The sequence below is a fragment of the Mesorhizobium sp. WSM3868 genome (genome assembly GCF_002294785.1).
Taxonomy (GTDB): domain Bacteria; phylum Pseudomonadota; class Alphaproteobacteria; order Rhizobiales; family Rhizobiaceae; genus Mesorhizobium.
In genome coordinates this window covers 1-24404 of sequence record NZ_NSGB01000024.1, presented here as the reverse complement: position 1 = coordinate 24404, position 24404 = coordinate 1, and the positions used below count along the sequence as shown (strand labels likewise).

Sequence of the window (24404 nt, the reverse complement as noted above, 5' to 3'; positions counted from 1 at the left end):
CTCAGCGGTCGCCGAGCCGAATAATCTCGTGGAACTCCTCACGTCGGCCAGGCTCGTCGGCAGCGACGATCAGCGCCAGTTGCTGCTCGTCAAAAATCTTGAACCACTCGTCCCATTCGACCAGCTCGTAGCCGCCGGCGTTGGGAGGCCGCTCCGGGCGGTCGTCGTCCTCATAGGCGTTCTGGCCAAAAACCAGGCGCAGCATGGGTTGCGTGCCGGCCTCGGGCGAAATGTCGACAATGGCCGGAAATCCGGCGCGCGCCGCCGCCCAGGAACGGATCGCATCGTGCTCGGTCAGGGTGATTGTACCGGCCATCGGCGTTCTCCTGTTTTGTGTTGAGAACGCCGGTCTCCCGGAGCTGTTCCGTGCCGTCGCTTAACCGCTTGTTTGTGCTTCCCGACTAGCATCTCCCCTTGGGTAACTTGGGGAAGTCACGGTCCGTTGGACACCGGTCTGCTCATAGCGCTGCTCAATCCGACGATAGCGCTGGCGCTCGGCGCTGCGTTCTTCGTGCTGTGGTTTTATCAGCGCCATCGTCCGTATCTGGCGGTGCTGGCGGCGAGCTACTGCCTGTCGGCGTCGGGTTTCCTGCTGCAATATTTCACGTTGCCGCTCGGCATCGTGGCGACCAAGCTGATCTCCAACATATGTTTCACGATAGCCGCCTGCTGCCTTTCCGGCGCGATCATCGCCCGCTACGGCCGGCGCGTGCCCTATTTCGGCATCGGTGTCATGGCCGGCGGCGGGCTCGCCGCCTTCGCATGGTTCATGTTCGTCCAGCCGGATCTTACCTGGCGCGTGCTCAGCATGAATTTCGGCTTCGGCGGCCTGAGCCTGCTCGTCGCCGTCGAGCTCAGGACAGTGCGCAACAATGGCCCTGAGAAAATCCTGGTCGCGCTGGCCCTGCTTTCCGCGCTGAACTTCACCGCCCGTACCCTGATCGTCGTCATCGCGCATGGACCGTTCCCAAGCTATGACGGCTTCTACGGCTCGTCCTACTGGACGACGGCGCTGCTCTCGCACGCGCTTTTGTCGCTTCTGATCGCGCTCTGCCTGTTCACGGCGGCCGCCCTCGACGTGCTGAAGGCACTGAAGGCCGAGACGCACACCGACCCGTTGTCCGGCCTTCTCAACCGCCGCGGCTTCCAGGAACGGGCAGCACTTCTGCTCGATCAATGCGCCAAGGCCGGGTTTCCCGTCGCGCTGGTGCTTGCCGACCTCGATCACTTCAAGGCGCTCAATGACCAGCACGGACATGAGGCGGGCGACCGAGTGATTGCCGATTTCGCTGCCAAGCTGCGCTTTGCCACCGGTGCGCGCGGCGCAGCGGGGCGCATCGGCGGCGAGGAGTTCGCCGTGCTTCTGCCGCTCAGTGATCTCGCCGCGGCGCGCCTTTTCGCCGAAGCGATCCGCACTTTCTATTCGGCCGGAGCCGTCGACGGCCTGCCGCCCGGCACCAGGGTGACAGCGAGCTTCGGCGTTGCGGCCCGCAGCGGCGCGGAAGGGCTGGCGCCGCTGATGCGGCGCGCCGACGAGGCGCTCTACAAGGCCAAGAGGAATGGCCGTGACAGCGTCCGCCTTTCCTACGAGCGCCCCGAAACCGCCTTCGTGCCCGAAGCGGTGAGCGTCGGCTGAAATCGGAGACTCCAGAGCACCTGACAACAGCCAGCATCCCCGTCCGAAGGCATGCGGCGTTAACGTGTTTTTCGCCCGTCGATGGTTTTCTGCCCGGGGGGCTTCGAAGGGAACATGGGCAGCGCCGATTTCATCCTGATGATCAATCTGCTCGTCGCCGGGCTGTTGGCCGCGGCCTTCGTGGCGATCGCCGTCCACGACGTCGGGCGTGTGTCGGCGCGCTGGCTGGCTTTCGGCTATTTGCTCGGCATGGCCTATTTCGCCATCGAGTTCAGTATCCCCGCTTTTGCCGATGCCCGGCTGCCGGTTGTCATGGCCTTCGCTGTCTTCCTCGGCGCGACCATCGCCTTCAACGGCGGGGTTGCCCACAAATATGGCGTGACGCCGCCCTGGGCGCCGATGCTGGTCTTCCTGGCCGTGGCCTCGGCCGCCGTCTATCTGGTGCAGGACCTGCCGCGATACTCGCTCACCCGCATGTTGGCCTATCAGCTTCCTTATGCGGCCATGCAGTGCACCGCGCTTGGCATCGTGCTGTCCTCCAGGCAGCGGCTCGAGCGGCTCGATCACCTCCTGATGCTCGTGCTCGCGGCAAGCGCCCTGCAGTTCGCATCAAAGCCTTTCATCGCCGGCGCGTTGGGCGGCTGGGGCGCCAATCCGCAATCCTATGTGCAGACGGGTTATGCGCTGGTGTCGCAGTCGCTTGGCACCGTGTTCGGTCTGGCGCTGGCGCTGCTCGCGCTCGCTATCCTGGTGCGCGACGTGCTGGCCGAGGCGATGTCGAAATCGGAGACGGACACGCTGTCGCGGCTCCTCAACCGCGGCGGTTTCGAACGCCATGCCGAGCTGGCGTTGCGCGATGCGGTGCGCCGGGGCGTACCGGTGGCGCTGGTCATCGCCGACCTCGACCACTTCAAGAGGATCAACGACAGCTACGGCCATGCCTGCGGCGATCGTGTCATCGAGACGTTCGCAGGCTTGCTGCGCGAGGCGGCGGCCGAGCATCACGTCGCCGGCCGCATCGGCGGCGAGGAATTCGCCATCATCCTGCCCGGTACCAACCTCACTGCCGCGCGATTGTTCGCGGAAGGCGCGCGCAGCGCGTTTGGCGAGCTGCCGATCGAGGGCCTGCCCGCCGAGCATCGCTGCAGCGCGAGCTTCGGCGTCGCCGAGCTTGCCGTGGCTGAGGATTTTTCAGATCTGCTGCGGCGCGCCGATGAAGCGCTTTACGCGGCCAAGAATGCCGGCCGCGACTGCGTGCGCGTCTCGCTCGGGACCGCGCGCCGGCAGTTCCCGGCGGCGGTCAGCGGCAGGGGCTGAGGTTGGGCATCTCGCCGTCGGAGAGGCCGTACATATAGGAACGGCCCTTGATGAAGACCGGCGGCTGGTAGCAGCCCGGGGCACCGGCTGCGTCGGAATCGTAGATGACGTCGGGCTGGCCGGCGCCGGTGAAGTTCGAGAGCTGCTTGGCGTGCCGGCCCTCGCCGACGATGATGCGCTTGTAGCCGGCGGCGCTGTCGATGACGAGATTGCCGAAGGAATCGGCATAGACGCGGTCATGATGGCGCAGGCCGGCTTCGGCCGGCACAGCAATGGCGGTGGCAAGTCCAGCCAGCGTCGCGACCGCCAGGCCTGCCCGCACTGAATTCGAACGCATGTCGCTCTCCCTTGGACGGTGCGACCCTCGGGATCGCCCTGCAAACGTCGTGCGAATCGGAAATTAACCCTTTCTTAACCTTTGTTAAGGGGCAGACAGGCTTCAGGAGGGGAACTTAATGAACATGGTTAATTTCGGCGCCTTGGCTCCACTCCGTCCATCGCCCCGCCCCGGCCCAGCTGACCCAGGCGAGCTTGATCTTGGCGCATTGCGTGGCTAGCGTGCCGCGCACGAAAGGGGCAGCACATGATGTTTGGCCGCGCGATTTGGGTGTCGCTCGTTGTTCCGCTGCTTCTTGCGGCTACGGCCTGCGTGCCGCAGGACGGCGTGCCGAAGGCGGCGAATACTTTATCGCCAACAGTCTCGCCCGTTCCAACCAGCCAACCCGTCGCTCCCGGGGCCGGAGCTGCCGCAACGCCCAAGACATTGGCAACAGCTTCGCCACCCGCAACCAAAATCACCACCGACTTGACCACGCCGCGAGCCGGCGTCGGAACGGCCACCTACAGATGCGGCAATGGCGGCATGATCACCATCCAAAATCTCGGCTCTTCTCTGCGTGTGCTCGGGCCGGATAGCTCGGCCGAAGTGTTTCCAGCGTCGCCCGCCAATCAAACCAGCCGCTACCAGGAAGCGGCGACGCATGACGCAATCGTGATCGACGGTCGCGAGGCGCTGGTGATGAAGAAGGGGTCCACGCCGCAGAGCTGCAAAAGATAACGGATCTTATTGCACTGCAGCGACGTTGCGCCGGCTGCAGATCGGCCGCTAATCGATTGAAGCTGAATTTCCCCGTTTTGTCAGACTAAATGACGTTTTCAAAACGATTTTCCGGCTTTGACGCGGTGCAAAAAGCGCATTAGAAACCCGCTATCCGAGGCCCTATGTTGTGCGGCAAAAGCCGCATCCTTCGCGGCTCAGGAACGCCGATCTGGGGGAGCCATGAGCAAATCACCAGCCACCCGCGCAATTGCCAGACGTGAACGGCCGCTTTCGCCGCACCTGACGATTTACAGGCCGCCGATCACGATGACGATGTCGATCGTCCATCGCATCACCGGCGGCGCGCTCTATTTCGGCACGCTCCTGGTGGCGGCCTGGTTGATCGCTGCGTCGAGTTCGCAGGCTGCGTTCGATTGGGTCAACTGGGCCTTCGGCTCCTGGCTCGGCCGGCTGGTCCTGTTCGGCTACACCTGGGCGCTGATGCACCACATGCTGGGCGGGTTGCGCCATCTCGTCTGGGACACCGGCGCCGGGCTCGAAAAACACACCGCCTCGAGGATCGCATGGGCAACGCTCGCCGGCTCGATCGTGCTGACGCTGCTGATCTGGGTCGCGGGCTACATGGCGCGGGGGGCACTCTGATGACCGCAAAGAATTCGGACATGCGCACGCCGCTCGGGAAGGTTCGCGGCCTTGGTTCGGCGCGTGAGGGTACCGGCCATTTCTGGCGCCAGCGGTTGACGGCGGTGGCCAATATCCCGCTCATCCTGTTCTTCGTCGGCTTCCTGATCGCCCTCAACGGCCACGGCTATGCGGAAGTGCGGGCGTCGCTCGCGAACCCCTTCGTGGCGCTGGTGCTGTCGTTGGTGCTGATTTCCGCGCTCTACCACATGCGGATCGGCATGCAGGTCATCATCGAGGACTATGTGCATGGCGAGGGCATGAAGCTGGCGCTGATCGCCCTCAACACATTCTTCTCAATAGCAGTCGGCGTCGCCTCACTCTTCGCTCTGCTCAAACTCGCATTCGGAGGCTGACGTCTTTGGCCAGCGCAAACACAGCCAGCATGGCTTCGGCCTACACCTTTGTCGATCACAAATTCGATGTGGTGATCGTCGGCGCCGGCGGCGCCGGGTTGCGCGCCACGCTCGGCATGGCCGAGCAGGGGCTGCGCACCGCCTGCATCACCAAGGTGTTCCCGACGCGCTCGCACACGGTCGCGGCGCAAGGCGGCATCGCCGCCTCGCTCTCCAACATGGGCCCCGATTCCTGGCAATGGCACATGTACGACACCGTCAAGGGCTCGGACTGGCTGGGCGACGTCGACGCCATGGAATACATGGTGCGCGAGGCGCCGGCCGCCGTCTATGAGCTCGAGCATTACGGCGTGCCATTCTCGCGCACCGAAGAGGGCAAGATCTATCAGCGGCCGTTCGGCGGCCACATGATGAATTATGGCGACGGCCCGCCGGTTCAGCGCACCTGCGCCGCCGCCGACCGCACCGGGCACGCCATCCTGCATACGCTCTACGGCCAGTCGCTGAAGAACAACGCGCAGTTCTTCATCGAGTATTTCGCGCTCGACCTGATCATGGAGCCGAACGGCACATGCACCGGCGTGGTGGCGTGGAACCTCGACGACGGCACCATCCACCGCTTCTCGGCAAAGATGGTGGTGCTGGCCACCGGCGGCTATGGCCGCGCCTATTTCTCCGCCACTTCGGCGCATACCTGCACCGGCGACGGCGGCGGCATGGCCGCGCGGGCCGGGCTGCCGCTGCAGGACATGGAGTTCGTGCAGTTCCACCCGACCGGCATCTACGGCGCCGGCTGCCTGATCACCGAAGGCGCGCGCGGCGAGGGCGGCTATCTCGTCAATTCCGAGGGTGAGCGCTTCATGGAGCGCTACGCGCCGTCGGCCAAGGACCTCGCCTCGCGCGACGTGGTCTCGCGCTGCATGACGCTGGAGATCCGCGAGGGCCGCGGCGTCGGCAAGAACAAGGACCACATCTTCCTGCATCTCGACCATCTCGATCCGGCGGTGCTGCACGAGCGGCTGCCGGGCATCTCGGAATCGGCCAAGATCTTCGCCGGCGTCGACCTGACCAAGGAGCCGATCCCGGTGCTGCCGACGGTCCACTACAATATGGGTGGCGTGCCGACCAATTATTGGGGCGAGGCGCTCAATCCGAGCTTCGACAACCCCGACCGCGTGTCGCCCGGCCTGATGGCGGTGGGCGAAGCCGGCTGCGCCTCCGTGCATGGCGCCAACCGGCTCGGCTCCAACTCGCTGATCGATCTGGTCGTGTTCGGCCGCGCGGCCGCAATCCGCGCCGGCCAGGTGATCGATCGCAAGTCGGCGATTGCGTCGCCCAATCAGGAATCGGTCGACAAGATCATGGATCGCTTCGACAAGCTGCGCCACGCCAGCGGCTCGACCCCGACCGCGGCGCTGCGCGAAAAGATGCAGCGGGCGATGCAGGAAGACGCGGCGGTGTTCCGCACGCAGGAATCGCTGGAAAATGGCTGCAAGCGCGTTTCTCAAATCTGGAGCGAGCTCAAGGACGTCAAGGTCTTCGACCGCTCGATGATCTGGAACTCGGACCTGGTCGAGACGCTGGAGCTCGAAAACCTGATGGTCAATGCCATCGCCACGGTCTACGGCGCCGAGGCGCGCAAGGAGAGCCGCGGCGCGCACGCGCGAGAGGATTTCTCGGCGCGCGACGACGCCAACTGGCGCAAGCACACGCTGGCCCAGGTCGGCGAGGACGGCAAGGTGACGCTTTCCTACCGCCCGGTGCACACCGACCCGCTGCTGGCGGAAAAGGATGGCGGCATCAGCCTGGCCAAGATCGCGCCAAAGGCCAGGGTCTACTGACATGGCATTGGCGGCCGCGGGATATTCCGGCACGCCCCTTCCGGCCAAGCTCGGCCTGAAGGACGGCATGGTCGCCGCCTTCATCGCCCTGCCGCCGGAGCTCGACGAGTTGGCTGGGGCCGTCGCGTTTGCCGGGGTCGATCGGCTGCCCAACTGGTCGGCGATCTCGGGCAACCGGAAATACGATGCCGTGCACGCGTTCACCCGGCAGCGCGCCGAGATCGAGGACGGCCTGGCCGGCATCGAGACGGCGATCAAGCGCGACGGCATGGTCTGGGTCTCCTGGCCGAAGAAGGCTTCGAACGTGCCGACCGACGTCACCGAGGACGTCATCCGCGCCGAGGCGCTCAAGCGCGACCTTGTCGACGTCAAGGTCGCGGCCCTCAACGAAATCTGGTCCGGGCTGAAGCTCGTCATCCGAAAGGACCGCAGGTAATGGTCGAACTCACGCTTCCCAAGAATTCGAAAGTCCAGCAGGGCAAGACCTGGCCGAAGCCGGAGGGCGCCACCAATCTGCGCGAATACCGCATCTACCGCTGGTCGCCGGACGACGACGAGAATCCGCGCATTGACACTTATTTCGTCGACATGGACGATTGCGGGCCGATGGTGCTCGACGCGCTGCTGTGGATCAAGAACAAGATCGACCCGACGTTGACGCTGCGCCGCTCCTGCCGCGAAGGCATTTGCGGGTCCTGCGCCATGAACATCGACGGCTCGAACACGCTCGCCTGCACCAAGGGCGCCGAAGACATTTCCGGCGCGGTGAAGATCTATCCGCTGCCGCATATGCCAGTGATCAAGGACCTCGTGCCCGACCTTACCAACTTCTATGCCCAGCATGCCTCGATCGAGCCCTGGCTGAAGACGGTCTCGCCGACGCCCGCCAAGGAATGGCTGCAAAGCCATGAAGACCGCGAGAAGCTCGATGGGCTCTATGAGTGCATCCTGTGCGCCTGCTGCTCGACCTCGTGCCCGAGCTACTGGTGGAACGGCGAGCGCTATCTCGGCCCGGCAACGCTGCTGCAGGCCTATCGCTGGCTGATCGATTCCCGCGATGAGGCGACCGGCGAGCGGCTCGACAATCTCGAGGATCCGTTCCGCCTCTATCGCTGTCACACCATCATGAACTGCGCGCAAACCTGTCCGAAGGGGCTCAATCCGGCGAAGGCGATCGCGGAGATCAAGAAGATGATGGTTGAGCGGCGCGTCTAAAGTTTAGCGGCTCAAGTTCGTACGCAGCGATTCTTCGCGCCCCCCTCTGGCCTGCCGGCCATCTCCCCCACGGGTGGGGAGATTGGCTGTCATCGCGGCTTTCGCCAATCGCCAACGTTGAAGGATGAGCGCCGTCGGCGAAGCTGCTGATCTCCCCCCAAGTGGGGGAGATGTCCGGCAGGACAGAGGGGGGCGCTGTCCCGCCGACGTTCCGAAGGTTCTGCCTTGTCGCGGCGATCCGATTTCTGTCAAAATCGGTACCCGGAGAACCGACCTTATCGAAAAGCCAAACCCAATGACCGATCTTCCCGTCCTCTCTTCCGTCGAAGCCCGCGTGCTCGGCTCACTGATCGAGAAGAAGGAGCTGACGCCGGATGTCTATCCGCTGACGCTCAACGGTGCGCATGCCGCCGCCAACCAGAAGACGGCGCGCGAGCCGGTGATGGCGCTGGAACTGACCGACGTTAGGCGCGCGCTCAGCTCGCTCGAACAGAAGGGTCTGGTGCGCCAGGCTTTTGCTTCGCGCGTCGAGCGTTACGAGCATCTGATGGCGCAGCGCTTTTCGCTGACCACGCCGCAGATCGCGATCGTCGGTCTGCTGCTTCTGCGCGGCGCGCAGACGGCGCATGAGCTGCTCGCCCGTTCCGAGCGCATGGCGCGCTTCGGGTCGATCGAAGAGCTTCGCGATAATCTCGACCTCCTCATCGGCCGCCGTCCGCCGCTGGTGCAACTGCTCGAGCGCGCACCGGGCCAGCGCGAGGAGCGCTACGTGCATCTTTTGAGCGGGCCGGTGGAAATCACGGCGGCGGCGCCTTGGCAATCGGCGGCGTCGGAGTCCGATCTCGAAGCGCGGGTGCGGGCTCTGGAGGAAGAGGTTGCTTCGTTGCGGGCGAAGATCGAGGCGCTGGGCGGCTAGCGTGAGATGATGGCGGGACAGCGCCCCCCTCTGTCCTGCCGGACATCTCCCCCACGAGGGGGGAGATTGGCAGTTCCCAGCGCCTCGCTCGTTCCTGCGGCGTCGGCGATTGGCGAAAGCCGGCGCGATATCCGATCTCCCCCCTCGTGGGCCCTCGTGGGGGAGATGCCCGGCAGGGCAGAGAGGGGCGCGACGGATCGCTGCCCCGCGCAGTCTAAGTCAGCCCAGCCTGGCGTCGAGCGAGACCTTGATGGCGCCGAGCGCCTTTGAGACCGGGCACTCGGCCTTGGCCTTCTCGGCCAGTTCCTGGAACTTTGCCGCATCGATGCCCGGGACCTTGCCGACCAGGGTGATGGCGCTGCCGGTTATGCCGGTGCCGGGCACCAGTGTCACAACAGCCTTGGAGTCGAGCGCGGTGGCCGGGGTGCCGTTCTCGGCGAGGAAATGCGACAGCTGCATGGCGTAGCATCCGGCATGGGCGGCGGCGATCAGCTCTTCCGGATTGGTGCCGGATTTGCCGCTCTCATCCTCGAAGCGCGCCTTGAAGGAATAGGGTATGCCCTTCAGAGTCCCGCTCTGCGTCTCCAGCGTGCCTTTGCCCTCTTTAAGATTGCCTTTCCAGACGGCGTTTGCGGTGCGGTCCATGAAGTCCTCCTGGCTTGTCGGGGTTCGCGCCGGCGGGCGCCGGCGTTCCGCTGAACTATAGCGCGAGCGCGCCGGAAGACCATGGCGCGATTGTGCCCGCGAAGTCGACGCGCGCAAAAAAATTCTCGAAAAAAACGCGTGCAAAAATGTCGACTTCCCGGCGGCCGGACCGTCCTGGGGGCGGCCACGAAGTTCGGGGCCGAAGGAGGTTGAAGATGGACAATCTGTTTTTCGCACTTTGGAGGCGCCCCGGCCGAAGGGTGCAGCGACCGGAAGAGTTCTGGCTGGATCCCCCGGCCTTCGGCCTCGGCCGGCTGGCGGCGGCCGTGGCCATAATCGGGGTTGCGGCATGCCTGCTCGATCATGCGGCGGCCAGAAGCAAGGCTGACAGCATCGCGGTCGCCTCCTATGGTTCATCGCAGGAAGGGAACTGACAATGAAATATGTCCTGCTGGTCTACGGCGAGGAAAAGGACCTCTTCGCGCTCACGCCGGAACGATCCGCCAAGCTCGACGCCGATTCGCTCGCCTATGACAGGGGACTCGATCGACAAGGCAAGCTGATCATCGCGCAGGCGCTGCAGCCGGTGAAGATGTCGAAGTCGCTCAGGCGTCGCAAGGGCAAGCGGCTGGTTACCGACGGGCCGTTCGCCGAGACGAAAGAACAGCTGCTCGGCTTCGTCATGGTCGAGGCCGCGGATCTTGACGAGGCGATGGCGATCGCAGACGGCATTCCGCTGGCCGAGCTCGGCACCGTCGAGGTCAGGGCTGTCTACGACATACCGGGGTCATGACCCGGAGCTATTAGCGGTTTGTTCATCGCCGCAATTGTCGCGAGTTGAAGCGATGCTGTACTTCTTCTATCGTTGCCGCGGTTTCGGGGGAATTCGGCATGCCTTTTCTGCTCGCTATGCTTGGCCTGCTCGGCGTGGCGGCCATCTGGTGGTACCGGCTGAAGGCGATGAACGAGGCGGCCAGCGAGGTCGCCGACGTTATCGGCCGCGTGCAGGGCAATATCCGCCGCAAGAAGCTGCGCAAACAGGCGGCACTTTCGCCGCTGACGGCGATCGACGATCCGGTCGTGGCCGCCGCGACGCTGATCACCGCGATCGTTTCGGAACATGGCCCGATCCTGCCGCAGCGCGAAGCCGTCATCCGTGAGGTGATCGCGCAGATTGCCGACAACCCTAAGAAAACCGACGAGGCCGTCGTCTACGCCAAATGGGCGGCCGCGCAGGTCGACGACACCACGATCGTCATCGACAAGCTGGCGCCGTTCCTGCGCGAGCGCCTCGAGCCGCACGAACGGGACGATCTGCTCAGCATGCTGAACCGGGTGGCACAGGGCGGCGAGCAACGCCTGCGGATCGCCGACCAGCGGATGGTGAGGCTGCGGCAGAAGCTGGGTTTTGAGGTCAATTGAAGCCTGCGGGCAGTCAGCTTCAGGTATCAAGTTAATATCGGGCGTCTGTGCCGCCCCTTACCTGCTCTCTTCGATGATTTCGCCAATCGCCAACGTTGCGAGAAGGACGCCGAGGCTGGACCAGCCCTTTCTCCCCGTCACTATACGGGGAGAAATGCCCGGCAGGACAATGAGGGGCGGCGCCGACGTTGCGCCAATCGGCCTCTTCGATCACTTCGCGTTCGTTCTGGACCCTCCTGAACATCGGCACTCCTCCCAGATCAGATCGCCTCGCCCTTGAGCAGCCGCGGCGTGTCGCCTGACAAGCCAGAGGCCTGGCGGATGAAGAAGTCCTTCAGCTTCGGCATGCGCTCGACGAGACCGAGACCGATGTCGCGCACGGCGCGCAGCGGGCCGATGTCGTTGGAAAACAGACGGTTCAGCACGTCGGTGGTGACGCCCATCTGCAACGTGTCGAAGCGGCGCCATTGCTGGTAGCGCTCGAGCACGTCGAGCGCGCCGATGTCCTGGCCGAGCCGATCGGCCTCGACCACCACTTCGGCAAGTGCTGCGACATCCTTGAAGCCGAGATTGAGGCCCTGGCCGGCGATCGGATGGATGCCGTGCGCCGCATCGCCGGCGAGCGCGATGCGCGGTGCGACGAAGGCGCGCGCAAGGATCAGGCCGAGCGGCCAGGCGCGCGGCTTGTCGGCGACGCGGATCTCGCCGAGCTTCAGCCCAAAGCGCTGCTCCAGCTCATGCTCGAAGACGAACTCGTCGCCCTCGACCAGCTTCTGCGCGTCTTCCGTGCGCTCCACCCAGACGATCGAGGAGCGATTGGTGCCGTCCTCGTCAGGCTTCAGCGGCAAGGTGGCGAAGGGGCCGGCGGGCAAAAAATGTTCCTCGGCGCGGCCATTGTGCGGGCGCTCATGCGCGACCGTGCAGACGATGCCGGACTGGCCGTATTCCCATTTTACCGTCCTGATGCCGGCCATGTCGCGCAGCTTCGAATTGACGCCGTCAGCGGCGACGAGCAGGCAGGCCTTAAGCGCGGCACCGTCGGCCAGATGCACGGTGATGCCGGCGCCGTTCGTGTCGAAGGCGCTGACGGCCATGCCTTCGATGACGTCGATGCCGAGTTTTTCGGCGCGGCGGCGCAGCGCGCCGTTGAGGACCCGGTTGGCCACCATATGGGCGAAGGGTTCGCCGGGCGCCACCTCGCCGTCGAAGGTCAAAAACACCGGGCGCACCGGATCGGCGGCGCGCGAATCGGTGATGATCATCTCGGTGATCGCCTGCGCCTCGGGCGCGATCTCGTCCCAGACGCCGAGCTGCTCCAGCATGCGGCAGGCCGCGGCGGCGATCGCCGAGGCGCGGCCGTCCTTCTGCCAGACGCCGGCAGGTGCCGCATCGACAATGGCGACGGCAAGGCTCGGTCGCGCCTGCTTCAGCGACACGGCCGCGGCAAGGCCGACATAGCCGGCGCCCGCCACCAGCACGTCCACCGAGGTTTTGTCCGCTGCATCCGCCTTGCGGTCGACCATGGCACTTTCCTTTCGCGGCCTCCGGCCACCGCGGCGGCCGTTGCAGCTTGACTGCCCGGCTCTCCTGTCCGAAACCCGCCATGACACATCTTCAAGGGACGTGGAACATGACGGCGGCCATGGACGAGCTTCTCGACATTCTCGACCTCGAGCAGCTCGAACACAACCTGTATCGTGGTCGCAGCCCCAAGCTCGACTGGCAGCGCGTGTTCGGCGGCCAGACGATCGCTCAGGCGCTGGTCGCCGCCCAGCGCACTGTCGAGCCCGGGCGCCATGTGCATTCGCTGCACGGCTATTTCATGCGGCCCGGCGACACCAAGGTTCCGATCGTCTATGAGGTCGACCGCATCCGCGACGGCGGCTCTTTCACCACGCGCCGGGTGGTGGCGATCCAGCATGGGCAGGCGATCTTCTCGCTGGAAGCCTCGTTCCAGCAGGACGAGGTCGGGCTGGAGCATCAGCTGCCGATGCCGCGCAACGTGCCGGCGCCCGACACGCTTCTGTCGCAGCGCGAGCTGCTCGGCAAGTTCGGCGAGGCGGTGCCGGAAGGCATCAAGCGCTACTGGGAGCGCGACCGGCCGATCGAGATGAAGCCGGTAATGCTCAAGCACTATACCAGCCGCGAGAAGCTGGAGCCGGAGCAGAATATCTGGATCCGCACCACGGGCCCGGTGCCGGAAGACCGCGCCACGCAGGCGGCGGTTCTTGCCTATCTCTCCGACATGACGCTGCTCGACACCTCGACCTTCGCGCATGGCCGCGCCATCTTCGATCGCGACATCCAGGCGGCGAGCCTCGACCATGCCATGTGGTTCCACCGCAGTCATTCGCTGGACGACTGGATCCTCTACACGCAGGACAGCCCCTCCACGCAAGGCTCGCGCGGTTTCACCCGCGGATCGCTGTTCGCGCGCGACGGAACGCTGATCGCCTCGGTCGCGCAGGAAGGCCTCATCCGGCTGAAACGCTGAGCCGGCTTCGAGGCAAGCCTAGAAAGCAGGCATTTTCCAAATTTTGCCCATTTTTTACTCATGAGCCATTACGGCACTGCGCCCGTTTATTGAGCAAGGGCTGCGGATCCCGTTTGTTTACAACAGGTTAATGCCCTGCTTCGGCAATTGGCACGGAGCTTGATTCCTGTCCTGCACTCTCCGGCTCTCCTCGGGATCGGTGAAGGTGTGCAAACGCGGGGGACCGCAACAGCAAAGGGTGAAACCTTATGAAAATCGTGATGGCAATCATCAAGCCGTTCAAGCTCGACGAGGTGCGCGAAGCGCTCACCGCCGTCGGCATCCAGGGCCTGACCGTCACCGAAGTCAAAGGCTACGGGCGTCAGAAGGGACATACGGAAATCTATCGCGGCGCCGAATACGCGGTCAGCTTCCTGCCCAAAATCAAGATCGAGGTCGCCGTCGGCGCCGACATGGTCGACAAGGCCGTCGAAGCCATCGGCTCCGCCGCCAAGACCGGCCAGATCGGCGACGGCAAGATCTTCGTCTTCGGCATCGACCAGGCGGTGCGCATCCGCACCGGCGAAACAGACACCGACGCGCTCTGAGCGGCGACCAGCTATTCCAACGGAGAGTTCAATGAATATTCCTTCCCCCTTGAAGACGACGGGACGCGCGGCCGCTGCGCTCGCTCTCGTAGCGTTCAGCACCGCCGCCGCCTTCGCGCAGGAGGCCGCTCCGGCAGCCACGGCCGCAGCGCCGGCCGCCCCGGCGCCCGCGCTCGACACCGGCAACACCGCCTGGATGCTGACCTCGACGGCGCTGGTGCTGATGATGACCATCCCGGGCCTGGCGCTGTTTTACGGCGGCATGGTGCGCAAGAAGAACGTGCTCGCCACCATCATGCAGAGCTTCGCCATCACCTGCCTGGTGACGGTGCTGTGGTTCATGTTCGGCTACTCGCTGGCCTTCTCCGACGGCGGCGGCATGAACAAGTTTATCGGCGGTGCCTCGAAATTCTTCCACCACGGCATCACCACTTCCTCGCTGTGGGCGCCCGGTGTGGCGAACATCCCTGAATTCGTCTTCTCGATGTTCCAGATGACCTTCGCCATCATCACCCCGGCGCTGATCGCCGGCGCCTTCGCCGAACGCTTGAAGTTCTCGGCGCTGCTCATCTTCATGGCGCTGTGGCTGCTGGTCGTCTACGCGCCGGTCGCGCACTGGGTATGGGGCGGCGGCTTCCTCGCCACCGCCGGTGTGCTCGATTTCGCCGGCGGCACCGTCGTCCATATCAATGCCGGTGTCGCGGGCCTGGTCTGCGCGCTCGTTCTCGGCAAGCGCGAGGGCTATGGCACCACCAACATGGCGCCGCACAACCTGGTCTATTCGGTGATCGGCGCCTCGCTGCTGTGGGTCGGCTGGTTCGGCTTCAACGCCGGTTCGGAACTGGCGGCCGACGGCCTCGCCGGCGCTGCGATGTTGAACACGCAGGTCGCCACCGCAGCGGCGGCGCTGGCCTGGATGTTCGCCGAATGGATCGTCGCCAAGAAGCCTTCGGTGCTCGGCATCATCTCGGGCGCTGTCGCGGGCCTTGTCGCGGTGACGCCTGCTTCCGGCTTCGTCAACCCGACCGGCGCCTTCTTCGTCGGCATCATCGCCGGCGTCGTCTGCTACCTGTCGGCGGTCAAGCTCAAGCACGCCATGGGCTATGACGACTCGCTCGACGCCTTCGGCGTCCACGGCGTCGGCGGCATCGTCGGCGCACTGCTGACCGGTGTGCTCGCCGATCCGGCGATCAACAGCCTGTCGTCGGGCGCCTCGCTCGCCAAGCAGGCATACGGCGTCGCTGTCACCATCGTATGGACGGCGGTCGCCACCTTGGTCATCCTCTACATCGTCAAGGCGCTGGTCGGCCTGCGTCCGAGCACCCAGGAAGAGGTCGAGGGTCTCGACGTCACCCAGCACGGCGAAGTCGTGCCGTAAGGCCGACCCGGCCAAGGACCGGCGGATACTCCTCCCGCCGGTCCGGATATCAAGGGAAGCCGCGGCGCGGCTTTCCCGATTTGCTCCCAAGATCCCGTCGTGATGCTCTCGAAAGGGGCTCACGCCTTGAGGCCCGGAAAATTTTCCGGGCCTCCTTTTTCTCGGATATGAGCATTGAGCGTTTCGATCACATTCACTTGATCGCGAATGTGTGAAACGTCCGCCCTTCCGGTTCCGTACTGGGATTGCGACCGCCATCGTGGTGTCGCCAAATATCAGGGAAGGAATCGACCAATGAACTGCAAGAATATCTTCCTGGGAGCAATGGCTCTGTCGATGGTCAGCGGTGTTGCACTTGCCGGCGCGCTCGACTCGCCTGACAATATGGCTCCGTTCTTCACCGATTCCAGCATGAAGACCATGAAGTCCGAGGCCGATTTCAAGGCCGCCTGGGCGACGACGGCAAAGGACAAGCAGGACGCGATGATGAAGGAGTGCCAAGACGCGGCGATGAGCAAGCCGCATGCCGAATTCTGCGCCAACCTGATGCAGTACGCCGGCCATAAGTGATTTGCGGCAGGTCGGGTCCTTACGGGCCTGACCGTTTCGTCTCTGCCAATGAGAGATGGCGGGCTTCATGGGCCCGCCATCTCCTTTCCGGGAAGCATCTCGGTAAAAGGCCATGGTTAATGCGCCCTTAACCTTCCCGCCGATAGTCTGGGAGACGAATCTCCCGGCATGCGTCACGCATCCGGCCAGGCATCGACACACGGGGAAGAGGCATGCGTTCAGGCGCTTCAGCACCGCTCGCGCTGACCGATACGGAGCACGGCATCCAGGCGTTCGCGCGGCGGCAGGTTGGGCGCCTGGTCGGCGCCGGGATGTTCGTGTTCACCGCTTTCGGCGTCGCCAGCCTCGCTACCTGGAACGTCGCCGATCCGAGCTTCTCGCACGCCACCAACAATCTCGTCACCAACGCCATGGGCTATGCGGGCGCGGTGTTTTCCGACCTTGCCATGCAGTTCTTCGGCCTTGCCGCCGTCGCCGGGCTGGTGCCGGCGGTGATCTGGGGCTTTCTGCTCTTCTCCGCCCGCGGCGTCGACAGGCTGGGCAAGCGCGGGCTTGCCTGGTTCGGCTTCGCGCTGCTTGGCGCGGCGATCGTCGGTTGCGTGACGCCGCCCAACACCTGGCCGCTGCCGACCGGTCTCGGCGGCGTGTTCGGCGACATGGTGCTGAAGATCCCGGGCATCGCCGTCGGCGGCTATCCGAAGGGCCTTTTCGCCACCATCATCGCCATTGTGCTTGCCACGCCGGCGCTCTGGCTGTTCGCGTATGGCTCAGCGCTGATCGCGCGCAAGAACGGCTTTGCCGTCATGGAGCGCGCCGCCGAGCCGGAACCGCGCGAGCAGGACGATCTGCTCTTCGATGAGGATGAAGACGAGGGCGACGAAGGCATTCTTGCGCTCGGCGCCATCACCCATTGGTGGCTGTCGTTCCGTGCATGGATGCATCGGCGTGCCGCGCGCCGCAGGCAGGAGCGTGACGAGTTCGAGCCTCAGATTGAGCCGCGGGCCAGCGCCTGGCGCCGCGCCGCCGAACGGGTCGAATCGGCCGAGTACGCCGAATCCAGGATGAGCCCCGGCGGCCGCGCCCGTGTCGAGCCGGAATTCTTCGCCGCAATGGTCAACGACCGCAGCGCTTCGGTCGATCCGGTGGACGACAATGACTTCGACGACGAAGAGGCCGATCTCGACGACTTCGACGACGAAGAGCCGGTCCAGCGCCGCGCCAATGTGCGCAACTTCCGCTCGGACGCGGCGACGCGCGTGGAGGCGCCTGCGCCGCGCCCGGTGCAAGGCGCACGCGTTCAGCGCGAGGCGCAGACCTCGCTCATTGGCTCCGGCACGTTCGAGATGCCGTCGCTGCATTTCCTGTCCGAACCGAAGAACGTGGCGAAAGACCCGAGCCTTTCGAAGGACGCGCTGGAGCAGAACGCAAGGCTGCTCGAAGGCGTGCTCGAGGATTTCGGCGTCAAGGGCGAGATCATCCATGTCCGCCCGGGTCCGGTCGTCACGCTCTATGAGCTGGAGCCTGCGCCCGGCATCAAATCCTCGCGCGTCATCGGCCTTTCCGACGACATCGCCCGCTCGATGAGCGCGATCGCCTGCCGCGTCGCCGTCGTGCCCGGCCGCAACGCCATCGGCATCGAGCTGCCGAATGCCAAGCGCGAGACGGTCTATCTGCGCGAGATCATGGCGAGCCGCGACTTCGAAACCACCAAGGCGAAGCTCGCCTTGGCGCTCGGCAAGACCATCAACGGCGAGGCGGTCATCGTCGACATCGCCAAGATGCCGCATGTGCTGGTCGCCGGCACCACCGGCTCGGGCAAGTCGGTCGCCATCAACACCATGATCCTGTCGCTGCTCTACCGGCTCACCCCGCAGGAATGCCGGCTGATCATGATCGATCCGAAGATGCTCGAGCTCTCGGTCTATGACGGCATCCCGCACCTGCTCACGCCCGTCGTCACCGATCCGAAGAAGGCCGTGGTGGCGCTGAAGTGGACGGTGCGCGAGATGGAGGACCGCTACCGCAAGATGTCCAAGGTCGGCGTGCGCAACATCGACGGCTTCAATGCACGCGTCAGCCAGGCCGAGAAGAAGGGCGAGAAAATCTCGCGCACCGTGCAGACCGGTTTCGACCGCCAGACCGGCGAGGCGATCTACGAGACGGAGGATCTCGACCTCGAGCCGATGCCCTATATTGTCGTCATCATCGACGAAATGGCCGACCTGATGATGGTGGCCGGCAAGGACATCGAAGGCGCGGTGCAGCGCCTGGCGCAGATGGCGCGCGCCGCCGGCATCCACGTCATCATGGCGACGCAGCGCCCGTCGGTCGACGTCATCACCGGCACCATCAAGGCCAATTTCCCCACCCGCATCTCCTTCCAGGTAACGTCGAAGATCGACAGCCGCACCATCCTGGGCGAGCAGGGCGCCGAGCAGCTGCTCGGCATGGGCGACATGCTCTACATGGCGGGCGGCGGCCGCATCCAGCGTGTCCACGGTCCCTTCGTCTCGGACGACGAGGTCGAACGGATCGTCGGCCATCTCAAACTGCAGGGCGTGCCGGAGTATCTCGACGCCATCACCGAGGATGACGAGGAAGACGACGAGGACGGCGCCTCGGGCCGGGGCGGTTCCGGCGGCGGCGGTGGGGGCGGCAATTTCGAGGATTCCGACGATCCCTACGATCAGGCGGTGGCCGTGGTGCTGCGCGACGGCAAGGCCTCGACCAGCTACATCCAGCGCCGGCTGGGCATCGGCTACAACCGCGCGGCGTCGATCATCGAGAAGATGGAGAAGGAAGGCATCGTCGGCCCGGCCAACCACGCCGGCAAACGCGAGATTCTCGTCCCCACCGAGGACGATAAGTTCTAGCCCGGCGAGGCCTACGGGAGGCGGCCGGCAACTTTGAACCCTCTGGCGCGTTGATGCGACCAAGCGCCGTGCGACCCGCCAAACTTAGGCCCAACTGGCGGTCCAGAGACAGCGACCAAGGCAAATCACAGGAAGTGACCGGCATGAAGACCCAGACAGATTTCGCTCCGACCCGCCGACAGCTGCTCGGCCTTGGCCTGGTGCTCGCTGGCGCCGCCGCCATCAATGTCGTGCCGGGCTTCCAACTTCTGGCCTTGGCTCAGGCCGCCGTTCCGCCGGCTGCGCAAAAGATCGCCGACCATTTTTCCTCGGTCAAATCGATGAGCGGCGAATTCGTGCAGTTCGGCCCGAAGGGCGAGCAGACCGGCGGCAAGTTCTTCCTCGAACGTCCCGGCAAAATCCGTTTCAACTATGACGGATCGTCGAATTTCCGGGTGATCTCGGACGGCAAGTCGGTCGTCATCCTCAACAAGAAGCTGAACACCTCCGACCTCTATCCGCTGTCGAAGACGCCCTTGAAGCTTTTGCTCGACGACCGGATCGATCTCTCCGGCGGGCGCGTGAAGGCCGTCAAGGAAGAAGACGACCTCACCACCATCCAACTCTCCGACAAGTCGGTGTTCGGCAACGCCAAGATCACCATGATGTTTGATCCGAAGACCTATGAACTGCGCCAGTGGACGATCACCGACGCGCAGGGCAAGGACACAACGGTGATGATCTTCAACGTCAAGGAAGGCGTCTCCATTCCGGACGGCACCTTCGCGATCGACTATACGGCGAACCGCGAGCTCAATACCAAGACGCGGTAGGTCCGCCCATATTCAGGGCAGGGCCGGCTTGCAGCGCGGGCCGGCTTGTCTTTATGGCGCGTGGCTGGCAGTAGATCGGCGATCTTTTGCCGGACCTGCCTGAATGCCCTTCACCATAGCCACCTGGAACATCAACTCGGTGCGCCTGCGCATGCCGATCGTCGAGCGGCTGCTCAAGGAGCACGCGCCGGACGTGCTCTGCCTGCAGGAAACCAAGGTTCCGGACGAGCTGTTTCCGGAAAAGGCGTTCCGCAAGGCGGGATACGAGCACATCCTGTTCCACGGCCAGAAAGGCTATCACGGCGTGGCGACGGTGGCGCGCCGGCCGATCGAGCTGGTCGAGAAGCGGCGTTTCTGCGAGATCGACGACAGCCGGCATCTCTCGGTCAGGGTCCAGGCCGGCGGCAGGTCGATTCTGCTGCACAATTTCTACGTTCCGGCCGGCGGCGATGAGCCGGACCCGGAGATCAACCGGAAATTCCGCCACAAGCTCGATTTCGTCTATGAGATGAACAGCGTGCCGGCGAGTGAGCACGATGCCTCGATCCTGGTGGGCGACCTCAACATCGCGCCGCAGGAGCATGACGTGTGGTCGCACAAGCAATTGCTCAACGTCGTCAGCCACACCCCGGTCGAGACCGAAAACTTCGAGGCGATGCGGCAGGCCGGCGGCTGGGTTGACCTGATGCGGCTCAATGTGCCGGCCGAGCAAAAGCTCTACACCTGGTGGAGCTACCGCGCGAAGGACTGGCAAGCATCGGACCGCGGCCGGCGGCTCGACCATATCTGGTCGTCCGCCAATCTGGTGCCGAGCTTTGCCGGTTACGAGGTCCTCAAGGCGGCGCGCGGCTGGGAGAAGCCGTCGGACCATGTGCCGGTCATCGCGAAGTTTGAATTGGATTGAGCGCTATCAATCGGCAGAGGCGCTGCGGCGCTTCTATTCCGTAAACCGTGGCGCGAGCTCCTCGATGCGGGCAATCATCTCTTGGAATTCCTCCAGGATGCGCTCGTGCAACTGCACCGCCAGCTCCGGATACTCCTCCAAGATGCGGCGAAACATCTTGCGGCTCAAGCGGATCACCTCCGAATCGATCGCGGCCGAGGCGCTGGTCAGCCGGTTGGTGTCGGCGATAAGGGCCAGTTTGCTGAGCATGGCGCCGGGGCCGGCCGTGCCGATCGGGACGCGTTCGCCGCTGCCCTGCTCGCGATAGAGGACTATCCGCCCGCTGACGACGATATAGGCCGAGTCGGCCACGTCATCCTCACGGTAGAGCTTGTGGTCGGCCTGCAGAAAAGTGGTCTCGGCGCCGAAGGCCAGCAGGCGCAACTGTTCCTGCGTGAAGCCCTGAAAAAGCTTCACGGCGGACAGGATGCGGATGTCGTCATCCAGCGCCATGCTAGCTGTGTCCCCGAGCGGTCAGTCCAGTCCCTCCTTTGGAGCGCCGCCTCCTTGCGGGAGCGCGCACTCCAACTTTCAATCACGCGTCGTGCGATGCGTGCAGCGAGCCGATCCATCACCCTCCAGCATCAGGATCGTACCCGAGGCAGTCCCGCCCGACCGCCTATCTGTTTGGTTCGACGCAATTCCGATCGGAAAACCGCTTTCACACTTTTCCTGGAATTGCTCTAGATCATGAAATGTTTAAGGAACCAGCTTGTAGCCGCCGCTTTCTGTCACAAGAATTTCGGCATTGGAAGGATCGCGCTCAATCTTCTGGCGCAGCCGGTAGACATGGGTTTCCAGCGTGTGGGTGGTGACGCCGGAATTGTAACCCCACACTTCTTCCAAGAGCACGTCGCGCGTTACCACCTTCTGATCGGCGCGATAGAGATATTTGATGATCGAGGCTTCCTTTTCGGTCAGCCGCACCTTGGCGCCGCGCGGATCGATCAAAAGCTTCTGGCTGGGCTTGAAGGTGTAGGGGCCGACCGAGAAGGTGGCGTCCTCGCTCTGCTCGTGCTGGCGCAATTGCGCACGGATGCGCGCCAAGAGCACCGCGAAGCGGAAAGGCTTGGTGACGTAATCGTTGGCGCCGGCCTCGAGCCCCAGAATGGTGTCGGAATCGGTGTCGTGGCCGGTCAGCATGATGATCGGGGCCTTATAGCCGCCCTTGCGCAGGATCTTCACCGCCTCGCGACCGTCCATGTCTGGCAGGCCGACGTCCATGATGAGCAGATCGACAAGGCCGCCGCGCGCCGTGGCGACGCCTTTTGCGGCAGTGGCTTCCTGCTGGACGTCGAATTCCTCGTAAAGCGCCAGTTGCTCGACGAGGGTGGCTCGCAGGTCGTCGTCGTCGTCAACGATCAGAATGGTGCGTGATGTCATGATCAATCCGTTGTTTTAAAAAGAATATTCAGTTGACCTCCCCCCATTTATGCGGAAGCTCACCGGCGCAACAGTCGTTCACAGTGATTTGTTCCGTGAGACAATCATACAAGAAAAAACGCGCGCGCAATGCGGCAGGCGAATTTTTGCCGAAAGGGCTGCATGTCCTGGTTGTGCGTGCGAGGCCCGGCAACCCTGCGCAGGGATTACTGCAAGCCGGCCAAACGGTGTTTCCCTGCGCCCTCGGGCGCGGCGGCATTTCCGCCAGCAAGCGCGAGGGCGACGGCGCGACGCCACTGGCTGCGATGCGGATATTGTCAGGCTATTTCCGCAACGACCAGTTTCCCGGCGGCCGCCGGACGGGGCTGGCGATGGCGCCGATCGGCCCGGATCTCGGCTGGTGCGAGGTGCCGGACGACCGCAACTACAACCGGCCGGTGAAGATCCCTTACGGCGCCAGCCATGAACGGATGCGGCGCGCCGACCGGCTCTACGATGTGTGCCTGGTGCTGGACTGGAACATCGCGCCGCGCCGGCGCGGGCGCGGCAGCGCGATCTTCTTCCATCTGGCGCGTCCCGGCTTCACGCCGACGCAAGGCTGCGTCGCGGTGACGGCGCGCACCATGGCGAGGCTGCTGCCGCTGCTGTCGGACCGGACGGTGGTGAAGGTGGTGAGGTAGGGAGTAGGGGGTAGGGGGTAGGGGGTAGGGAGTAGGATATGTCACGGAGGACGCACGTCCACCGAAGCGAGATTCTCTGCCTACTCCCCTATTCCCTCAGTGCCGCTTAGGCTGCTGCCAGCCGGTATCCAGCAATCCGATCCGGCCAAGGTCCCGGTTCATCGCCTTTGCGACGTCCCTGCGCTCGACGCCGATGTCGCGCAGCTGGCGGTCGGAGAGATCCTCGACGGATTCGTCGGGAAACCGAGCGGCGACCCGGGCCTGGCGCAGCCACTCGAATGCCGAACGCAGCCAAAGCGTGATGCCGGAGTTGGATTTCGGAGCGGCGTGGGACTCCAGGACGATCTCGGTCATGGCGCTATCCGTGTTCTCCGGATATCAAATCCGGTTTGATGGTTTATCGATGCGGCCATCTTGCCGGATTGAAAAACAAACGGGAAACGAGTAGTTCTTGTCCGATTATCAAGTTTTTTTTGGAGATGGGGATGGCCCGCTTGCTGCCCGGAACGCGTGCGTTGAGGACGTTCGAGGCAGCGGCGAGGCACCTCAATTTCACCCGTGCCGCGGACGAGCTTGGCCTGACGCCGGCGGCCGTCAGCCACCAGATCAAGGAAATAGAGGATCAGCTCGACCTCGTGCTGTTCACGCGCACCAGCCGCACCATGCGGCTGACCGAAGCGGGAAACGTTCTGTTCGAAGCCTCGGTCGATGCGCTCGACCTGCTTGGCCGCGCCGTTACCCGCGCGCGCAAGATGGCGAGAGGCACGGCGCTGCTGAAAGTGACGCTCGACGCGCAGTTCGCAACCAAGTGGCTGATGCGGCGCGTCGACGGTTTCCGCCGGGAAAAGCCGGGCGTTGAGTTGCGCTTCGACATTACCTATGAAGTCAGGGATTTCGAGCGGGACGATGTCGATATCGGCATTCGTTTCGGTACCGGCAAATATCCCGGGCTCTGCGCTCACCGGCTGTTCGAGAACATCATCATCCCCGTCTGCAGCCCGGCGCTGCTCGCCTCAGGCCCGCCGCTGAAGGAGCCGCGCGATCTCTTCCACCATACGCTGGCGCATATCGAATGGTCCCGGCAGGGCGTCACTTGGCCGAACTGGAGCATGTGGATGCACGCGGCAGGGGTCGAAGATTTCGACGACAGCCGCACCCTTGTCTTCGGGTCCTCGACCGATGCCGCGCAGGCGGCGCTCGACGGCAATGCGGTGGCGCTTGCCGACTTCGCCATGGTGGCCAACGACCTTTCGCAAGGGCGGCTGATCCGGCCCTTCGAACTCGGCATCAAGGTCGCGCCGGAGTTCGCCTATTTCCTGGTTTATCCGGAAGCGATGAAGGACGACGCGCGCATCGTCGCCTTCCGCGAATGGCTTCTCGACGAAGTCACGAAAGACGCAGACGCGGGGTAGCGGCGCTCCGGATCGCTCTCTCTGTTTATTGGGCGCAATTCCGACGGAAACCGTTTCACACTTTTCCTGGAAATGCTCTAGCAGGCTGTTGAAGAAGTGCATTTGGGGGCGATGAAATTAGCATCGTCGCCGTTGTGGAAGCAGATTTGGCCCATGATCGAGCCGTCAGGTTGGATTTCGGCC

At 64.2% G+C, this 24404-nt stretch carries 28 protein-coding genes; 21 read left to right on the top strand and 7 right to left on the bottom strand.

The genetic code is table 11. The annotated features are described in order from the left end of the window. Position 1 precedes the first annotated feature (1 nt). Positions 2–316: a hypothetical protein gene (locus CK221_RS27005; RefSeq protein WP_066991843.1), complete on the bottom strand. Its 315-nt coding sequence runs from the start codon at positions 314–316 to the stop codon at positions 2–4. Positions 317–442: 126 nt separating this feature from the next. Between CK221_RS27005 and CK221_RS27000 the strand changes: the two genes are divergently transcribed. Together CK221_RS27000 and CK221_RS26995 are read left to right on the top strand one after the other, a co-directional pair. Continuing rightward, complete coding sequence (locus CK221_RS27000; protein ID WP_095779931.1) at positions 443–1636, top strand: GGDEF domain-containing protein; 1194 nt, start codon at positions 443–445, stop codon at positions 1634–1636. Positions 1637–1750: 114 nt separating this feature from the next. Further along, positions 1751–2953: a GGDEF domain-containing protein gene (locus tag CK221_RS26995; RefSeq protein WP_095779930.1), complete on the top strand. Its 1203-nt coding sequence runs from the start codon at positions 1751–1753 to the stop codon at positions 2951–2953. Here CK221_RS26995 and CK221_RS26990 read toward each other — a convergent pair. Then, positions 2937–3290, bottom strand: a complete 354-nt coding sequence (locus tag CK221_RS26990; RefSeq protein WP_095779929.1) for a hypothetical protein — start codon at positions 3288–3290, stop codon at positions 2937–2939. The two genes, CK221_RS26995 and CK221_RS26990, sit on opposite strands and share 17 nt — an antisense overlap. Before the next feature lie 246 nt (positions 3291–3536). On the opposite strand from CK221_RS26990, the gene CK221_RS26985 reads away from it, so the two are divergent. The 7 genes from CK221_RS26985 (at position 3537) to CK221_RS26955 (ending at position 9022) form a co-directional block, all read left to right on the top strand. Then, positions 3537–4010 carry a hypothetical protein gene (locus CK221_RS26985; RefSeq protein WP_095779928.1) on the top strand — a complete coding sequence of 158 codons (474 nt, stop codon included), beginning with the start codon at positions 3537–3539 and terminating at the stop codon, positions 4008–4010. Between the two features lie 222 nt (positions 4011–4232). Continuing rightward, a complete protein-coding gene (gene sdhC, locus CK221_RS26980) occupies positions 4233–4655 on the top strand; it encodes a succinate dehydrogenase, cytochrome b556 subunit (RefSeq protein ID WP_095779927.1) in 423 nt (140 codons plus the stop codon). After that, positions 4655–5050 (top strand): succinate dehydrogenase, hydrophobic membrane anchor protein, encoded by a 396-nt coding sequence (gene sdhD, locus CK221_RS26975; protein WP_066991857.1) that lies wholly within the window; start codon positions 4655–4657, stop codon positions 5048–5050. Before sdhC ends, sdhD begins: the two co-directional genes overlap by 1 nt. 29 nt (positions 5051–5079) lie before the next feature. Next, a complete protein-coding gene (gene sdhA / locus CK221_RS26970) occupies positions 5080–6891 on the top strand; it encodes a succinate dehydrogenase flavoprotein subunit (RefSeq protein ID WP_095779926.1) in 1812 nt (603 codons plus the stop codon). Between the two features lies 1 nt (position 6892). Further along, on the top strand, positions 6893–7327 hold the full coding sequence (locus CK221_RS26965) for a DUF3052 family protein (RefSeq protein WP_095779925.1): 435 nt from the start codon (positions 6893–6895) through the stop codon (positions 7325–7327). Then, on the top strand, positions 7327–8106 hold the full coding sequence (locus CK221_RS26960) for a succinate dehydrogenase iron-sulfur subunit (protein ID WP_095779924.1): 780 nt from the start codon (positions 7327–7329) through the stop codon (positions 8104–8106). Before CK221_RS26965 ends, CK221_RS26960 begins: the two co-directional genes overlap by 1 nt. 295 nt (positions 8107–8401) lie before the next feature. Continuing rightward, positions 8402–9022 (top strand): DUF480 domain-containing protein, encoded by a 621-nt coding sequence (locus tag CK221_RS26955; protein ID WP_095779923.1) that lies wholly within the window; start codon positions 8402–8404, stop codon positions 9020–9022. Between the two features lie 219 nt (positions 9023–9241). Here CK221_RS26955 and CK221_RS26945 read toward each other — a convergent pair whose 3' ends face one another. Continuing rightward, positions 9242–9667, bottom strand: a complete 426-nt coding sequence (locus CK221_RS26945; RefSeq protein WP_095779974.1) for an OsmC family protein — start codon at positions 9665–9667, stop codon at positions 9242–9244. Positions 9668–9882: 215 nt separating this feature from the next. Between CK221_RS26945 and CK221_RS26940 the strand changes: the two genes are divergently transcribed. The 3 genes from CK221_RS26940 to CK221_RS26930 all read left to right on the top strand — a co-directional run bounded on the left by CK221_RS26940 (position 9883) and on the right by CK221_RS26930 (position 11089). Further along, on the top strand, positions 9883–10101 hold the full coding sequence (locus tag CK221_RS26940; RefSeq protein WP_066991872.1) for a hypothetical protein: 219 nt from the start codon (positions 9883–9885) through the stop codon (positions 10099–10101). 2 nt (positions 10102–10103) lie between these two features. Then, entirely contained in the window at positions 10104–10460 is a 357-nt protein-coding gene (locus CK221_RS26935) for a YciI family protein (RefSeq protein ID WP_066991875.1), read from the top strand. Positions 10461–10558: 98 nt separating this feature from the next. Then, positions 10559–11089, top strand: a complete 531-nt coding sequence (locus CK221_RS26930) for a hypothetical protein (protein WP_067322954.1) — start codon at positions 10559–10561, stop codon at positions 11087–11089. Positions 11090–11349: 260 nt separating this feature from the next. Here CK221_RS26930 and CK221_RS26925 read toward each other — a convergent pair whose 3' ends face one another. Beyond that, positions 11350–12612 carry a ubiquinone biosynthesis hydroxylase gene (locus tag CK221_RS26925; protein ID WP_095779922.1) on the bottom strand — a complete coding sequence of 421 codons (1263 nt, stop codon included), beginning with the start codon at positions 12610–12612 and terminating at the stop codon, positions 11350–11352. Positions 12613–12719: 107 nt separating this feature from the next. Between CK221_RS26925 and tesB the strand changes: the two genes are divergently transcribed. From tesB to CK221_RS26890, 7 genes are all read left to right on the top strand, one after another. Beyond that, positions 12720–13583, top strand: a complete 864-nt coding sequence (tesB, locus tag CK221_RS26920) for an acyl-CoA thioesterase II (RefSeq protein WP_066998363.1) — start codon at positions 12720–12722, stop codon at positions 13581–13583. 248 nt (positions 13584–13831) lie between these two features. Then, on the top strand, positions 13832–14170 hold the full coding sequence (locus CK221_RS26915) for a P-II family nitrogen regulator (RefSeq protein ID WP_095779921.1): 339 nt from the start codon (positions 13832–13834) through the stop codon (positions 14168–14170). Between the two features lie 196 nt (positions 14171–14366). After that, positions 14367–15548, top strand: coding sequence for an ammonium transporter (locus CK221_RS26910; protein ID WP_245322420.1), 1182 nt, complete (start codon positions 14367–14369; stop codon positions 15546–15548). A gap of 294 nt (positions 15549–15842) precedes the next feature. After that, entirely contained in the window at positions 15843–16118 is a 276-nt protein-coding gene (locus tag CK221_RS26905; RefSeq protein ID WP_066998346.1) for a hypothetical protein, read from the top strand. A gap of 212 nt (positions 16119–16330) precedes the next feature. Beyond that, entirely contained in the window at positions 16331–18991 is a 2661-nt protein-coding gene (locus tag CK221_RS26900; protein WP_095779919.1) for a DNA translocase FtsK, read from the top strand. Positions 18992–19134: 143 nt separating this feature from the next. Beyond that, positions 19135–19803, top strand: a complete 669-nt coding sequence (locus CK221_RS26895; protein WP_066998340.1) for an outer membrane lipoprotein carrier protein LolA — start codon at positions 19135–19137, stop codon at positions 19801–19803. Between the two features lie 103 nt (positions 19804–19906). Continuing rightward, entirely contained in the window at positions 19907–20707 is an 801-nt protein-coding gene (locus CK221_RS26890) for an exodeoxyribonuclease III (RefSeq protein WP_095779918.1), read from the top strand. Positions 20708–20740: 33 nt separating this feature from the next. Here CK221_RS26890 and CK221_RS26885 read toward each other — a convergent pair whose 3' ends face one another. Then, the gene (locus tag CK221_RS26885; protein WP_095779917.1) at positions 20741–21199 is read right to left on the bottom strand and encodes a cyclic nucleotide-binding domain-containing protein; all 459 of its coding nucleotides are present in this window, start codon (positions 21197–21199) and stop codon (positions 20741–20743) included. 246 nt (positions 21200–21445) lie between these two features. Continuing rightward, positions 21446–22129 (bottom strand): response regulator transcription factor, encoded by a 684-nt coding sequence (locus CK221_RS26880; RefSeq protein ID WP_066998380.1) that lies wholly within the window; start codon positions 22127–22129, stop codon positions 21446–21448. Between the two features lie 83 nt (positions 22130–22212). On the opposite strand from CK221_RS26880, the gene CK221_RS26875 reads away from it, so the two are divergent. Next, a complete protein-coding gene (locus CK221_RS26875; protein WP_095779916.1) occupies positions 22213–22809 on the top strand; it encodes a L,D-transpeptidase in 597 nt (198 codons plus the stop codon). A gap of 96 nt (positions 22810–22905) precedes the next feature. Here CK221_RS26875 and CK221_RS26870 read toward each other — a convergent pair whose 3' ends face one another. Beyond that, on the bottom strand, positions 22906–23163 hold the full coding sequence (locus tag CK221_RS26870; protein ID WP_095779915.1) for a DUF1127 domain-containing protein: 258 nt from the start codon (positions 23161–23163) through the stop codon (positions 22906–22908). A gap of 131 nt (positions 23164–23294) precedes the next feature. Here CK221_RS26870 and gcvA point away from each other — a divergent pair, with 131 nt between their 5' ends. Next, positions 23295–24221 carry a transcriptional regulator GcvA gene (gene gcvA, locus CK221_RS26865; protein WP_095779914.1) on the top strand — a complete coding sequence of 309 codons (927 nt, stop codon included), beginning with the start codon at positions 23295–23297 and terminating at the stop codon, positions 24219–24221. Positions 24222–24404: the final 183 nt, after the last annotated feature.

Coding starts and splice junctions, on each gene's coding strand:
- CK221_RS26870 (WP_095779915.1), bottom strand. CDS start 23,163: ATGACCGAGATCGTCCTGGAGTCCCACGCCGCTCCGAAATCCAACTCC.
- CK221_RS26945 (WP_095779974.1), bottom strand. CDS start 9,667: ATGGACCGCACCGCAAACGCCGTCTGGAAAGGCAATCTTAAAGAGGGC.
- CK221_RS26965 (WP_095779925.1), top strand. CDS start 6,893: ATGGCATTGGCGGCCGCGGGATATTCCGGCACGCCCCTTCCGGCCAAG.
- CK221_RS26925 (WP_095779922.1), bottom strand. CDS start 12,612: ATGGTCGACCGCAAGGCGGATGCAGCGGACAAAACCTCGGTGGACGTG.
- CK221_RS26940 (WP_066991872.1), top strand. CDS start 9,883: ATGGACAATCTGTTTTTCGCACTTTGGAGGCGCCCCGGCCGAAGGGTG.
- CK221_RS26985 (WP_095779928.1), top strand. CDS start 3,537: ATGATGTTTGGCCGCGCGATTTGGGTGTCGCTCGTTGTTCCGCTGCTT.
- CK221_RS26910 (WP_245322420.1), top strand. CDS start 14,367: ATGCTGACCTCGACGGCGCTGGTGCTGATGATGACCATCCCGGGCCTG.
- tesB (WP_066998363.1), top strand. CDS start 12,720: ATGACGGCGGCCATGGACGAGCTTCTCGACATTCTCGACCTCGAGCAG.
- sdhA (WP_095779926.1), top strand. CDS start 5,080: ATGGCTTCGGCCTACACCTTTGTCGATCACAAATTCGATGTGGTGATC.
- CK221_RS26960 (WP_095779924.1), top strand. CDS start 7,327: ATGGTCGAACTCACGCTTCCCAAGAATTCGAAAGTCCAGCAGGGCAAG.
- CK221_RS26885 (WP_095779917.1), bottom strand. CDS start 21,199: ATGGCGCTGGATGACGACATCCGCATCCTGTCCGCCGTGAAGCTTTTT.
- CK221_RS26895 (WP_066998340.1), top strand. CDS start 19,135: ATGAAGACCCAGACAGATTTCGCTCCGACCCGCCGACAGCTGCTCGGC.
- CK221_RS26880 (WP_066998380.1), bottom strand. CDS start 22,129: ATGACATCACGCACCATTCTGATCGTTGACGACGACGACGACCTGCGA.
- CK221_RS26935 (WP_066991875.1), top strand. CDS start 10,104: ATGAAATATGTCCTGCTGGTCTACGGCGAGGAAAAGGACCTCTTCGCG.
- CK221_RS26905 (WP_066998346.1), top strand. CDS start 15,843: ATGAACTGCAAGAATATCTTCCTGGGAGCAATGGCTCTGTCGATGGTC.
- gcvA (WP_095779914.1), top strand. CDS start 23,295: ATGGCCCGCTTGCTGCCCGGAACGCGTGCGTTGAGGACGTTCGAGGCA.
- sdhD (WP_066991857.1), top strand. CDS start 4,655: ATGACCGCAAAGAATTCGGACATGCGCACGCCGCTCGGGAAGGTTCGC.
- CK221_RS26900 (WP_095779919.1), top strand. CDS start 16,331: ATGCGTTCAGGCGCTTCAGCACCGCTCGCGCTGACCGATACGGAGCAC.
- CK221_RS26930 (WP_067322954.1), top strand. CDS start 10,559: ATGCCTTTTCTGCTCGCTATGCTTGGCCTGCTCGGCGTGGCGGCCATC.
- CK221_RS26915 (WP_095779921.1), top strand. CDS start 13,832: ATGAAAATCGTGATGGCAATCATCAAGCCGTTCAAGCTCGACGAGGTG.
- CK221_RS26995 (WP_095779930.1), top strand. CDS start 1,751: ATGGGCAGCGCCGATTTCATCCTGATGATCAATCTGCTCGTCGCCGGG.
- CK221_RS26890 (WP_095779918.1), top strand. CDS start 19,907: ATGCCCTTCACCATAGCCACCTGGAACATCAACTCGGTGCGCCTGCGC.
- CK221_RS26955 (WP_095779923.1), top strand. CDS start 8,402: ATGACCGATCTTCCCGTCCTCTCTTCCGTCGAAGCCCGCGTGCTCGGC.
- sdhC (WP_095779927.1), top strand. CDS start 4,233: ATGAGCAAATCACCAGCCACCCGCGCAATTGCCAGACGTGAACGGCCG.
- CK221_RS27005 (WP_066991843.1), bottom strand. CDS start 316: ATGGCCGGTACAATCACCCTGACCGAGCACGATGCGATCCGTTCCTGG.
- CK221_RS26990 (WP_095779929.1), bottom strand. CDS start 3,290: ATGCGTTCGAATTCAGTGCGGGCAGGCCTGGCGGTCGCGACGCTGGCT.